We start from the raw sequence: 12,130 nt of genomic DNA, 5'->3' as shown, positions 1-12,130 counted from the left end.
AGGACGGCCGACCTCGGCATGCGGGCCGGGCTCTCAGTCCTGCGGCGTGGCGTCGATCAGGGCCGCGGCCGTGAACAGCTCGACGGCGGTCTCGATGCAGTGCTCGTCCACGTCGAAGTCGCCGGCGTGGAGGTCGCGGACGCGGGTGTCACCGGGGGTGCGGACGCCGAGGCGGGCCATGGCGCCGGGGACGTGCTCCAGGTACCAGGAGAAGTCCTCGCCGCCGAGGCTCTGCTCGGTGTCCTCGATGGCCTGCGGGCCGAGGCGGGCGGTCATGGCGTCGCGGAGCAGTTCGGTGACGACCGGGTCGTTGACGACCGGCGGGACGCCCCGGACGTAGTTGACGGTCGACTTCGCCCGGTGCAGGGTCGCGATCTCGTCCACGGCCGCGTGCACCAGGTCGGGCGCTTCGCGCCAGGTGCGCAGGTCCAGGCAGCGGACGGTGCCGGAGAGCTCGGCGTGCTGGGGGATGACGTTGGGCGCGTGGCCCGATTCGATGCGGCCCCAGGTGACCGAGAGGCCGGAGCGGGCGTCGACGCGGCGGGCCAGCACGGCCGGGACGTCGGTGGCGATCCGGGCGGCGGCGGTGACCAGGTCGGTGGTGAGGTGCGGGCGGGCGGTGTGACCGCCGGGCCCGTCGAGGGTGATCTCCAGGCGGTCGCAGGCGGAGGTGATGGGGCCGGCGCGCAGGCCGATCTTCCCGGCGTCCACCCGCGGGTCGCAGTGCAGCGCGATGATCCGGCCCACGCCGTCCAGGACGCCGGCGGCCACGGCCTCGGCGGCGCCGCCGGGCAGCACCTCCTCGGCGGGCTGGAAGAGGAGCCGTACGGCGTTGGGCAGGAGGCCCTCGCGGTCGAGCTCGGCGAGGACCAGGCCGGCGCCGAGGACGGTGGTGGTGTGGACGTCGTGACCGCAGGCGTGGGCGCGGTTGGGCACGGTGGACCGGTAGGCGACGGTCTTGACGTCGGGGATGGGCAGCGCGTCGAGGTCGGCGCGGATGGCCAGCATGGGGCGGCGCCCGTCCCAGGTGCCGATGTCACAGATGAGGCCGGTGCCGCCTGGGAGAACCTTCGGCGCGAGGCCGGCCGCCTCCAGGCGGGCCTTGAGCGCGGCGGTCGTACGGAACTCCTGATTCCCGAGCTCGGGGTGCATGTGCACATCCCTGCGGAACGCGATCAGTTCGGCGCGCAGGGGTGCGGACAGTGTTCCGGGCAGGGTGGCGGAGCCGGGCTCACGGGACTTCAACTGGTTCACCTTTTGAAGGGTATGCCCACGCGGAGATCAACTGCCTGTCGATCTCCAAAAGTTCAACCCGTTAGGGGAAAGAATCTCGGTTCACCAGGTATGACGGGGGCTCTCTGTGGGTAAGCTCACCCGAATTCGAGCCGATCGGTTCGGGAGGTCGCGCGGGCCGTGAGCCGGTCGACCTCGTGGGCGGCGGTGCCCGCCACCCCGGCCAGAAAGCCCTGGGCGCGCGGTGAGGCGGTGGCCCGCAGCCACTCGGGTTCGATCGCGCAGACCGCGACCCTGACGCCGGTCCCGGAGAGGGCGAGCGGCAGCGTGTGGACGACCGTTGAGGGAAAGCTCACGATCGTACGGCCGATCGGGCCGCGCCGGGCGATCAGCTCCAGGGGCAGTTCCGGCCGGACCACCTGCAGGCCGGTCTCGACGGCGATCCGGTGCAGCTTCTCGGCGCTCTCCCGGCGGTGGGCGAAGTAGCGGGTGGCGCCATGCGTCCGGGCGAGGCGGGTGACGACCCGCAGGTACTGGTCGGCGTCGACGACACCCGTCTCCACCAGGGAGGTCCCCACCAGGTCGGCTCCGCCGGTCAGCGCCGGGGGGCCGAAGCGGGCGCGGGTCCAGGTGTAGTGGTTCTCGGTGACGGTGGTGCCGGGCGGGGCCTGGACCGGGAGCGAGGTGAAGATCTCGACGGTGCGGGCCCTGCCGGGGGCGAGGCGCCGCCGGGCCATCGAGGTCACCGGCGCGAGGGCGAGTTCGCGGGGGCCGAGCCTGCCCTTGCGGTGCCAGCGGACCAGGCGCTCCCCGGCGCCGAGCTGGGCGGCGAACTCCATGGTGGCCGTGCCGTCGTCGACGACGGTGAGGTGCCGGGGGCCGAAGAGGGTCAGGAGCAGTTGGACGTAGCGGGAGAACGGGTCGCCGATGATCACCCGCTCGGCCGCCCGGAGCGGCCCGGCGAGCCGCCGCAGGGTGCGGACGAGCGCGCCGCGCCCGCCGCGGGCCTCCTGCCAGTGGACGGTGAACCCCTCGTCCCGGGCGAGCTGCGCCATGCGGCGCAGCTGGCCCCGGGACATCGGGTCGGTCGGCGACAGGACGACGACGGTGAGTCCGTCGGCGCCCGGGGACGGGCCGGGTCCCGCGGTGGTGGTGGGGGCTGGGGTTTCCGGGGGCGGGCCGGGGGCGGGGCCGGCGGGGCCGGGGCCGGGGCCCCGGCCGGGGGCCGGAGCGGTGGTGGCCGCCCGGGCGTGGGCCCACTCCAGGACGTTCAGGAGCTGGACCGGGCTCTCGACGAACGCCAGCCGCGCGGTCATGCGGCGTCGAGCCCCGGGACCCGGCGGAGCTTCTTCATCGGGCCGAGCTCCGACTCGTACACCTTCTTGATCCCGTCGCCGAGGGCGGTCTCGATGGTGCGGATGTCGCGGACGAGGCGCTGGAGGCCCTGCGGCTCGACGGAGGCGGCCTGGTCGGAGCCCCACATCGCCCGGTCGAGGGTGATGTGGCGCTCGACGAAGGTGGCGCCGAGGGCGACGGCGGCCAGGGTGGTCTGGAGGCCGGTCTCGTGGCCGGAGTAGCCGATCGGGACGTTCGGGTACTCCTCCTGCAGCGTCTGGATCACGCGCAGGTTCAGCTCCTCGGCCTTGGCCGGGTACGTGGAGGTGGCGTGGCAGAGCAGGATGTTGTCGCTGCCGAGGACCTCGACGGCGTGCCGGATCTGCTTCGGGGTCGACATGCCGGTGGAGAGGATGACGGTGCGGCCGGTCGCGCGCAGTTCGCGCAGCAGCTCGTCGTCGGTGAGGGAGGCGGAGGCCACCTTGTGCGCGGGGACGTCGAACTTCTCCAGGAAGGCGACGGCCTCGGTGTCCCAGGGGGAGGCGAACCAGTCGATGCCACGCTTCTTGCAGTGCTCGTCGATGGCGCGGTACTCGTCCTCGCCGAACTCCACGCGGTGGCGGTAGTCGATGTAGGTCATGCGGCCCCAGGGGGTGTCGCGCTCGATGTCCCACTGGTCGCGCGGGGTGCAGATCTCCGGGGTGCGCTTCTGGAACTTGACGGCGTCACAGCCCGCCTCGGCGGCCACGTCGATGAGGGCGAAGGCGTTGTCGAGGTCGCCGTTGTGGTTGATGCCGATCTCGCCGGTGATGTAGACGGGCCGGCCGGGGCCGGCGGTCTTGCTGCCGAGGGTGCGCAGACGGGTGCTCATGGGGGTTCCTTACGCGTTGGGGACGGCGCCGGGGGAAGCGGCGGGGAGGTGGAGGTCGGGTCCGAGGAGCCAGCCGGCGATCTCGCGGATCGCGCCGGAGCCGCCCGGGGTGACGGTGACCGCGCGGGCGGCGGCCCGTACGGAGTCGTGGGCGCTGCTCACCGCGACGGGCCAGCCGACGAGGTGGAAGCAGGGCAGGTCGTTGACGTCGTTGCCGGCGTAGAGCACGCGCTGCGGGTCGATGCCCTCGGCCTCGCACCACTCCTTGAGGGCGAGGTCCTTGCGGTCGATGCCGTGCAGGACGGGGATGCGGAGCTTGCGGGCGCGGGCGGCGACGACGGCGTTCTGTTCGGTGGAGAGGATGAGGACGGGCAGCCCGGCGCGGCGCAGGGCGGCGATGCCGAGGCCGTCGCCGCGGTGCGCGGAGACGAACTCCCGGCCCTCGGCGTCGAGGTGGACCCGGTCGTCGGTCTGCGTGCCGTCGAAGTCGAGGACGACCGCGTCGACGTCGTCGAAGCGCGGGGTGACCGGCTCGTCGAGGAGGGGCGCGAGCGCCCGGGCGCGGGCCAGGTCGTGCGGGTCGTCGATCTCCAGGACGCGGGCCGGGTCGGTGACGACGAGGGCGGTGCGGCCGAAGAAGCGGTGCCCGTGGGTACGGAAGCCGGCCGCGTCCATGGCGTACACGGCGCCGGTCTCCAGGTACTCGGGTGCGCGGTCCTGGCGGCGCGGGCGGTGGGCCTTGTCGTGGTTGACGCCCTCGGCGCCGCCGTCGGCCGCGCGCCAGAGGAAGCCGTGCGAGGGGGCGGCCGTGAAGGCCGTGTCGGCGGCGCCTTCGAGGATCCGGCCGGCGGCCTCGGCGATCTCGGCGGAGGTCAGGAAGGGGCTCGTGCACTGGACGAGGAGGACCACGTCGGCGGTGCGGCCGTGGGTGGCCTCGAAGGCGTCCAGGGCGTGCAGGACGGCGGACTCGCTGGTGGCGGTGTCGCCCGAGAGCCCGGCCGGCCGCCGGACGGCCTCGGCGCCGGCGGTCCGGGCGGCGGCGGCGATGGCGGCGTCGTCGGTGGAGACCACCACGTGGGTGACCGGCGGGGCGCCGAGGCAGGCGCGGACGGCACGGGCCACCAGCGGGACCCCGGCCACGGCGGCCAGGTTCTTGGCGGGGACGCCCTTGGAGCCGCCCCGGGCCGGGATCACGGCGAGAACGGTGGGGGTGGTCGTCATCAGAGCTCTCCCAGGCGGCGGACGACGGGGGCCACGCGCTGCACGCCGTGGCGGTACGCGCCGCGCGCCGCCTCCCGGACGATCCGGCGCAGCCCGCTGTCACGGGGCTCCGGCGCGGTGACGTCGAGGCGGTGGCGGGCGAGGATGCCCGGCAGGTAGCCGGGGGCCGTCTCCGCGGTGTAGTAGGGGGTGATCGGGGGCAGCGAGGGCCGGGCGAGGAGCTCCGCGACCCGCTCGCGGGCGGCGTCGAAGGCGGCCTCGTACGGGCTGTCGGAGGCGACCCCCTGACGGGCGAGCCACGTCCCGTCGGGCTCCGGGACGGCGCCCTTGTCGAGCCGGTCGAAGGAGGTGAGCAGGCCGGAACCGACGAAGTGGTGGTTGCCGAGGGCCTCGCGGACCCCGAGATCGGTGAGGATCGCGGTCGGGACGCGCCGGTGGAGCGCCTCCAGGGCCGCCGTGGAGGAGACGGTGACCAGCAGGTCGGTGCGGTCCAGGATCTCGCCCATGTGCCCGTACACGAGACGGAAGTTGGGCGGCGGGGCGAGGTCGCGCACCAGTTTCTGGTACGGGTACTCCTCCAGGTGCGTGGTGTGCTCGCCCGGCTTGGAGCGCAGCTTGAGCAGCACCTCGCGGCCCGGGTGGAGCCGGGCGTGCCCGATCAGCCGGCGCAGCACGTAGGCGCGTTCGGCGCGGGTTGCGGGCACGGAGGGCTGGGCGGCGAAGACCAGGGTGTCCCGGCCGGCCAGGGGCGTGTAGGGGGCGCCTCCGAGGAAGGGCAGGGCCGCCTCGACGACCGCGTCGGCGGCGGCGCCGACGCCCTCGTACACGGCCCGGAAACGCTCGGCGTCGTGGCGGGAGTTGGCGAGAACGACGTCGGCGCCGTGGCGCAGCAGGAGGCCGTCGGTCAGCTTCTCGTAGACGACGCCGACGTAACCGGTGACGATCACCGGCCGGCGGGTGAGGCCCAGGTCGGCCAGGCCTTGGAGGACGGCCCGGACCGTGCCGCCGACCAGGGCGAGGACGAGGACGTCGTACCCCTCGCCGCGCGTCCCGGCGTCCCGTACGGCGCGCAGGAACTCCGCTCCCGTGACCTCGCGCGGGGCGGTCGCGGCCGCCCCGGTCTCGGCGAGCTGGCGGGCGGTGGGGGTGGCCCGGCCGCGCAGGACGAATCCGGCGGGTTCGGCGGGTACCGCCGTCGTCCCGGCGAGGCGGCGCGCGGTGAGCGCGCCCCATTTCCACCGGGTGTCGGAATCGGCGAGCACGGCGACCCGTACCGCTTCTGAGGTACTTGCTGGCACGCCGAGGACGCTAGAAGGGCATTCCGCTTTTCGGCCCAACTGGGTCACAACAAACGGTGAACAGCGCCTCTCCGACGTCTGAAGCGACCTCTGACCAGGGGCCCGGGGCGGCCGATTCCCTTATGCGGAAAGGTGGTTAAGGCGCCCGCCGCTTGGTGTTCACCGAATATCCGCCCACCGGTCGGCGGGAATGCCGGATGCGCCGCCTAGCGTCGGCCGCGTGGTCAAGCTCTCCGTCGTCGTGCCGTTCTTCAACGTGCAGACATACGCCCCCGACACCCTCGCCTCCCTGCGCGCGAACGCCCGCGAGGACTTCGAGTTCCTGCTCGTCGACGACTGCTCGTCCGACGGGACGCCGGAGCTCCTCGAACGGGCCGCGCGCGAGCTCCCGGGCGCGGTCCTGATCCGGCACGCGCGCAACGAGGGCCTCGCCACCGCCCGCAACACCGGCCTGGACGCCGCCCGGGGCGAGTACGTGACCTTCCTCGACGGGGACGACTGGCTCGCCCACGGCTACTACGGCCGTCTGGTCGCCGCGGCCGAGGAGCTGGGCTGCGACTTCGTGCGCACCGACCACGTCTCCGTCACCGGCCGGAACCGGGGGGTGCGCCGGGTGCCGGTCCCCCGCCGCCGCGAGGTGCTGCGGCCCCGCGACGCGATCCTGCCGGCGCACCGGACGACCTCGGTCGACTACCCGTACGCCTGGGCCGGGATCTACCACCGGCGGCTCCTGGACCGGGGGCTGCTGCACTTCCCGCACGGGCTGCGCACGGCCGAGGACCGGCCGTGGATCTGGCGGCTGCACCGCGAGGCGGAATCCTTCGCCGCCCTCGACGAGCTGGGCGTCTTCTACCGGCGCGGGGTGGCGACCTCCCTCACGCAGATCGGTGACGTGCGGCAATTGGATTTCATTCGCGCATTCGACCAGGTGATCGAGGAAACGGCGAAGGATCCGGAGGCCGGCCGGCTTCTCCCGAAAGCCGTCCGCACCTATTGCGCGGTGATTTCCCATCACATCGGTTCGATCGGACGATTCGAGCCGGACGTGGCCCGGCAGCTGACCGGGATGAGCGCGGGCGCGTTGCGGCGCATGCCGCGGGAGGTGCTCGACGAGGCGCTGAAGGCGATGGGCGGGGACCGGGCGGCGCTGCTGCGCAAGCTGCGCCGGCAGCGCCCGCTGGACCCGCCCGCCGGACCGCCGGCCCCGCCACCGCCCGGGGCGGCGACGGCGGCCGGACGCGGCGCGGCCTCGGCGGAGGTGGCCGCGTGACCGCCTCCCGCACCGGCCGCCCCACCACCCCGGACACCGCCTCCCGCACCGGCCGGACCTCGGCCGCCCCGGCCCCGGCCCCCCTGGCCGCCCCGGCCGCCCCGGCCTCGCGTCCCGCATCCCGGACGACGCAGATCTTCTGTGCCTCCACCCTGTACGGCGCGGTGACGCTGGCCGCCGCGATCGACAGCGGCCGCTTCGGCACCGCCGACCGGCGCCTGCTGCTCGTCACCAACAACGCGGCCGTGCCCGAGACGACCCCGGCGCTCGACGAGGCCGAGGGCTTCGCCCGGCTGCGCGACCGCTTCGACGCCGTGCTGTCGTGGAACGAGACCATCTCCCCGCTCCACCCGGCCGGCTGGACGCCCCGGGCGAGCGACCTGCCGCTGCTCCAGCGGCACCTGCGCAAACTGTGGCGGCTGGGGGACGACCGGATCGAACTCGCCGTGGAGTCGATCCAGGTCACCCCGGCGCTCGCGATCGCCCAGCTGCTGCCCGAGGCCTCGATCACCGTCTACGCCGACGGGCTGATGAGCTACGGGCCGACCCGCAACAAGATCGATCCGCTCGTCGGCGGCCGGGTGCGCCGGCTGCTCCACCTGGATCTCGTACCCGGCCTGTCACCGCTGCTGCTCGCGGAGTTCGGGGCGGTGCCGGAGACGGTGCCGTCCGAGGCGTTCACCTCGGTCGTGGCGGAGCTGTCCGGCGACGGCGAGCCGGCCGCCCCGGCCTCCGACGGGGGCGCGGCGCTGCTGCTCGGCCAGTACCTGGCGGCGCTGAACCTGGTGACGCCCGCCGAGGAGGAGGAGCTGCACCTGCGGATGGTGCGCGGCGCCGTCGCCCGCGGGCACCGGAGGCTCGTCTTCAAGCCCCACCCGACGGCCCCGGACGCGTGGTCCCGGGCCCTGGCCCAGGAGGCGGAACGGCTCGGCGCCACGCTGACCGTGGAGCACCGGCCGGTCCTCGCCGAGGTCCTCTTCCGGGAGTTGCGGCCGGCGCTCGTGGTGGGCTGCTTCTCCACGGCGCTGCTCACCGCGCGCACCTTCTACGGGCTGCCGGTCGCCCGCGTCGGCACGGACACCCTGCTCGCGCGGCTCACGCCGTACCAGAACAGCAACCGGATCCCGCTCACCGTCGTGGACGCGGTCGTCCCGCCGCTGGAGGACGCGGCGGGGGCCGGGGCGGCGCCTGAGCCGGTGGAGAACGTGCCGGCTCTCAACGACCTGGTGGGCGCGGTCGGCTTCGCGATGCAGCCGAAGATCCGCCCGGACCTGCGCGAGGCGGCGGTACGGCACCTCTCGGGCCCCCTCGCGGACCGCACCCGCCACCACTTCGGCCTCCGCCGCCTGACGGTCCTGAACCTGCCCGGCGGCCTCCCGGTCCCCCGCCACCCGAAGATCCGCCGCCTGGCGCGCCGCGCGCTGCGGCTGCGGAAGGCCTTGCGGAAGTAGCGGGACGGCGAGGGCTCGGGAACCCGTGCGGGCCGCGCCCCGCACGGTCAGGCGCGGATGACCGGTTCCTGGAGTTCGGTGACCCAGGCGCCCTTGTCCTCCGGGACCTCCAGGTACAGCTCGCGGGCGTAGCCGGCCGAGCGGTAGCCGTTGGTGCCGATCCAGGCGGCCAGGTTCTGGGCGGTCGGGAGGATGTCGTCCATCGCGCCCCGGTGGATGACGGTGGCGGCCTCCTCGACGCCGGGCAGCACCCGCACCTCCACGCCCTCGACGGCCGTCCCCTCGGGGACGGTCATCCCGGCGTGGACGAGGACCGAGCCGTCCCCGCGGCCCGTGTCCTCGTACGAGGCGATCGCCGGTCCGAAGCCGGTGACCCCGGCGGCCTCCAGACGGGCGCACAGCTCCTCGTACAGCGGCCCGATCACCGGGCCGATGTCCTGCGGGCCGAAGCTCGCGGCGACGGCGCTCAGCTCGGCGGTCCGGACGGCGGGGATCTTCTTGACGACGACGTCCTGCGTGGACATGTGTCCCTCGCTCTCGATGGCTCGGAGCCTCGCACCGACCTGGGCGAGCCGGGCCCGCGCCGCCTCGACGGCCGTCTCCAGCTCGGCGTGGCGCAGCCGCAGCATCCCGCGCAGCTCCTCCGCGCCGATCTCGTCCCCGAGGATGGCCCCCACCTGGTCGAGGGTGAACCCGAGGTCCTTCAGCGCGATGACGCGGTTGAGGCGGGCGAGCTGGTCCGCCGTGTAGAAGCGGTATCCGGTGTGCGGGTCGACGCGGGCCGGGCGCAGCAGTCCGATGGCGTCGTAGTGACGCAGCATGCGGACCGACACCCGCCCGTGCCGGGCGAAGTCTCCGATGGTGAACATGACGCCCCCTACGGAACGGCCTCACACGGTGTGAGGGTCAAGCGCCGCCGTCCCGGCGTCAGGCGGCGCTGCTGAGCGAGAGCTTCACGGCGAAGCCGAGGAACAGCGCGCCGGCGGCGGAAGTAGCCCCGGCCGAGAGCCGCCGGCGGCGCCGGAAGGCCGCGGCCAGGCGCGTCCCGCCGAAGATGAGCGTCGTCAGGTAGAGGAAGCTGCCGAGCTGGAGGAGCGTGCCGAGGACCAGGAAGGACAGCGCCGGGTAGGCGTAGGACGGGTCCACGAACTGCACGAAGAAGGAGATGAGGAAGAGGATCGCCTTCGGGTTGAAGAGGCTGATGATCAGCGCCCTCCGGTACGGCCGCTCCCCCGGCCCCGCCGCCTCCGGGGCCGTCCGGTCCTCCGCGTCCGCCTCCCCGCGGGACCGCCACGTCTCCCACGCGGCCCGGAGCATCCCGTACGCCATCCAGGCCAGGTATCCGGCCCCGGCGTACTTCACGATCAGGAACAGGAGCGGCGTGGTCTGCAGCAGCGAGGCGGCGCCGAGCGCGGCCAGCGTCATCAGGACCGTGTCGCCGGTGAACACCCCGGCCGCGGCCTTGTACCCGGTCCGGGTGCCCTTGCGGGCGGCGACGGAGAGCACGTACAGCGAGTTCGGCCCCGGCAGCAGGATGATGAGGACGAGGCCCGCGAGATAGGTCGGCAGATCGGTGACACCCAGCATGAGGCGGAGTGTCGCACAGGGGTGCGACTCTCCGCCTCGGTGTTCCGCGTGCTGGAAAGGCTAGAACGCGTCCGTGGGAACGTACGTCCCCCACACCTCGCGCAGCGCGTTGCAGACCTCGCCGACCGTGGCCCGCGCCCTGAGCGCGTCCTTCATCGGGTAGAGCACGTTGTCCGTGCCCTCCGCCGCCTTCTTCAGCTCCGCGAGCGCCGCGTCGACGGCCGCCTGGTCCCGCTCGGCACGCAGCTTGGCGAGGCGTTCGGCCTGCTGGGCCTCGATCGCCGGGTCGACGCGGAGCGGCTCGTAGGGCTCCTCGACGTCGATGGTGTAGCGGTTGACGCCGACGACGACCCGCTCGCCGCTGTCGGTCTCCTGGGCGATGCGGTAGGCGGAGCGCTCGATCTCGCTCTTCTGGAAGCCGCGCTCGATGGCGTTGACCGCGCCGCCGAGCTCCTCGACCTTGGCCATCAGCTCCAGGGCGGCGGCCTCCACGTCGTCGGTCATCTTCTCGACCACGTAGCTGCCCGCGAAGGGGTCGACGGTGGCGGTGACGTCGGTCTCGTACGCGAGGACCTGCTGGGTGCGCAGGGCGAGGCGGGCGGACTTGTCCGTCGGGAGGGCGATGGCCTCGTCGAAGGAGTTGGTGTGCAGCGACTGGGTGCCACCGAGGACGGCCGCGAGGCCCTGGACGGCGACCCGGACCAGGTTGACCTCGGGCTGCTGGGCGGTGAGCTGCACGCCGGCGGTCTGGGTGTGGAAGCGGAGCATCAGCGACTTGGGGTTCTTGGCGCCGAACTCCTCCTTCATCACCCGGGCCCAGATCCGGCGGGCGGCGCGGAACTTGGCGACCTCCTCCAGGATCGTCGTACGGGCGACGAAGAAGAAGGACAGGCGGGGCGCGAAGTCGTCCACGTCCATGCCGGCGGCGACGGCGGTCCTGACGTACTCGATGCCGTCGGCGAGGGTGAACGCGATCTCCTGCGCGGGCGAGGCGCCGGCCTCCGCCATGTGGTAACCGGAGATCGAGATGGTGTTCCACTTCGGGATCTCGGCCTTGCAGTACTTGAAGATGTCCGCGATGAGCCGCAGGGACGGCTTGGGCGGGAAGATGTACGTGCCGCGGGCGATGTACTCCTTCAGCACGTCGTTCTGGATGGTGCCGGTGAGCTTGTCGGCCGGGACGCCCTGCTCCTCGCCGACGAGTTGGTAGAGGACCAGCAGGAGGGCGGCGGGGGCGTTGATGGTCATCGAGGTGGAGACCTTGTCCAGCGGGATCCCGCCGAACAGCACGCGCATGTCGTCGATCGAGTCGATGGCGACGCCGACCTTGCCGACCTCGCCGTGGGCGATGGGGGCGTCGGAGTCGTGGCCCATCTGGGTGGGCAGGTCGAAGGCGACGGACAGGCCCATCGTGCCGTTCTCGATGAGCTGCTTGTAGCGGGCGTTGGACTCCACCGCGGTGCCGAAACCGGCGTACTGGCGCATGGTCCACGGGCGGCCCGTGTACATGCTCGGGTAGACGCCGCGGGTGAAGGGGTACGAGCCCGGCTCGCCCAGCTTCTCGGCGGGGTCCCAGCCCTCCAGGGCTTCCGGTCCGTAGACCGGTTCGATGGGCAGTCCCGACTCCGACTCGCGCGCCATGTGCTGTGCCTCCCGATAGACCTGCGAATGCTGCCGCCTCAGCCACTACTGAGCGGTACCGACCCTCGCGACGGACTGTAGCCGTGGGCGTGCGCGCGGGTGGAGAGCAGCACGCTGGGACCTTCCTCACAGCATGCCCGTCTCGTTTCGGTCACGCGCGCAACCGCGCGGGTGCCGGGAACATCCCTCCGTACACACGACATTCGTTTTTCCGGGGGGCTTT

10 protein-coding genes are annotated in these 12,130 nt (G+C 73.3%); 2 read left to right on the top strand and 8 right to left on the bottom strand.

Annotated features, from left to right (window positions below):
- Positions 1–33: 33 nt before the first annotated feature.
- The 5 genes from ABTY40_RS13990 to ABTY40_RS13970 all read right to left on the bottom strand — a co-directional run bounded on the left by ABTY40_RS13990 (position 34) and on the right by ABTY40_RS13970 (position 5,958).
- Positions 34–1,254, bottom strand: coding sequence for an amidohydrolase (locus ABTY40_RS13990; RefSeq protein WP_352059713.1), 1,221 nt, complete (start codon positions 1,252–1,254; stop codon positions 34–36).
- Positions 1,255–1,370: 116 nt separating this feature from the next.
- Complete coding sequence (locus ABTY40_RS13985; RefSeq protein ID WP_352059712.1) at positions 1,371–2,549, bottom strand: hypothetical protein; 1,179 nt, start codon at positions 2,547–2,549, stop codon at positions 1,371–1,373.
- A complete protein-coding gene (locus tag ABTY40_RS13980) occupies positions 2,546–3,439 on the bottom strand; it encodes an N-acetylneuraminate synthase family protein (protein ID WP_352059711.1) in 894 nt (297 codons plus the stop codon). The genes ABTY40_RS13985 and ABTY40_RS13980 overlap by 4 nt, the downstream gene beginning before the upstream one ends.
- A 9-nt stretch (positions 3,440–3,448) precedes the next feature.
- Positions 3,449–4,660 (bottom strand): cytidylyltransferase domain-containing protein, encoded by a 1,212-nt coding sequence (locus ABTY40_RS13975; protein WP_352059710.1) that lies wholly within the window; start codon positions 4,658–4,660, stop codon positions 3,449–3,451.
- Positions 4,660–5,958, bottom strand: coding sequence for a DUF6716 putative glycosyltransferase (locus tag ABTY40_RS13970; RefSeq protein WP_352059709.1), 1,299 nt, complete (start codon positions 5,956–5,958; stop codon positions 4,660–4,662). The genes ABTY40_RS13975 and ABTY40_RS13970 overlap by 1 nt, the downstream gene beginning before the upstream one ends.
- Positions 5,959–6,178: 220 nt before the next feature.
- Between ABTY40_RS13970 and ABTY40_RS13965 the strand changes: the two genes are divergently transcribed.
- Both ABTY40_RS13965 and ABTY40_RS13960 read left to right on the top strand, forming a co-directional pair.
- A complete protein-coding gene (locus tag ABTY40_RS13965) occupies positions 6,179–7,228 on the top strand; it encodes a glycosyltransferase family 2 protein (protein WP_352059708.1) in 1,050 nt (349 codons plus the stop codon).
- Between the two features lie 83 nt (positions 7,229–7,311).
- Positions 7,312–8,679 carry an alpha-2,8-polysialyltransferase family protein gene (locus ABTY40_RS13960; protein ID WP_352059756.1) on the top strand — a complete coding sequence of 456 codons (1,368 nt, stop codon included), beginning with the start codon at positions 7,312–7,314 and terminating at the stop codon, positions 8,677–8,679.
- A 47-nt stretch (positions 8,680–8,726) separates the two neighbouring features.
- Here ABTY40_RS13960 and ABTY40_RS13955 read toward each other — a convergent pair whose 3' ends face one another.
- The 3 genes from ABTY40_RS13955 to ABTY40_RS13945 are packed head-to-tail and all read right to left on the bottom strand — an operon-like array spanning position 8,727 to position 11,907.
- Complete coding sequence (locus ABTY40_RS13955; RefSeq protein ID WP_352059707.1) at positions 8,727–9,548, bottom strand: MerR family transcriptional regulator; 822 nt, start codon at positions 9,546–9,548, stop codon at positions 8,727–8,729.
- 58 nt (positions 9,549–9,606) lie between these two features.
- Positions 9,607–10,266 (bottom strand): leucine efflux protein LeuE, encoded by a 660-nt coding sequence (gene leuE, locus ABTY40_RS13950; protein ID WP_352059706.1) that lies wholly within the window; start codon positions 10,264–10,266, stop codon positions 9,607–9,609.
- Positions 10,267–10,326: 60 nt separating this feature from the next.
- Complete coding sequence (locus ABTY40_RS13945) at positions 10,327–11,907, bottom strand: acyl-CoA mutase large subunit family protein (RefSeq protein WP_345278429.1); 1,581 nt, start codon at positions 11,905–11,907, stop codon at positions 10,327–10,329.
- Positions 11,908–12,130: the final 223 nt, after the last annotated feature.

Source organism: Streptomyces sp. NPDC126503 (assembly GCF_040302405.1).
GTDB lineage: Bacteria > Actinomycetota > Actinomycetes > Streptomycetales > Streptomycetaceae > Streptomyces > Streptomyces gulbargensis.
The sequence above is the reverse complement of the archived record's forward strand: the minus strand, read 5'-3'. Positions and strand labels throughout refer to the sequence as shown.

What these genes read in the sequence shown, in the direction of transcription:
- ABTY40_RS13985 (WP_352059712.1), bottom strand. Translation starts at nt 2,549, where the DNA reads ATGACCGCGCGGCTGGCGTTCGTCGAGAGCCCGGTCCAGCTCCTGAAC.
- ABTY40_RS13980 (WP_352059711.1), bottom strand. Translation starts at nt 3,439, where the DNA reads ATGAGCACCCGTCTGCGCACCCTCGGCAGCAAGACCGCCGGCCCCGGC.
- ABTY40_RS13975 (WP_352059710.1), bottom strand. Translation starts at nt 4,660, where the DNA reads ATGACGACCACCCCCACCGTTCTCGCCGTGATCCCGGCCCGGGGCGGC.
- ABTY40_RS13955 (WP_352059707.1), bottom strand. Translation starts at nt 9,548, where the DNA reads ATGTTCACCATCGGAGACTTCGCCCGGCACGGGCGGGTGTCGGTCCGC.
- leuE (WP_352059706.1), bottom strand. Translation starts at nt 10,266, where the DNA reads ATGCTGGGTGTCACCGATCTGCCGACCTATCTCGCGGGCCTCGTCCTC.
- ABTY40_RS13945 (WP_345278429.1), bottom strand. Translation starts at nt 11,907, where the DNA reads ATGGCGCGCGAGTCGGAGTCGGGACTGCCCATCGAACCGGTCTACGGA.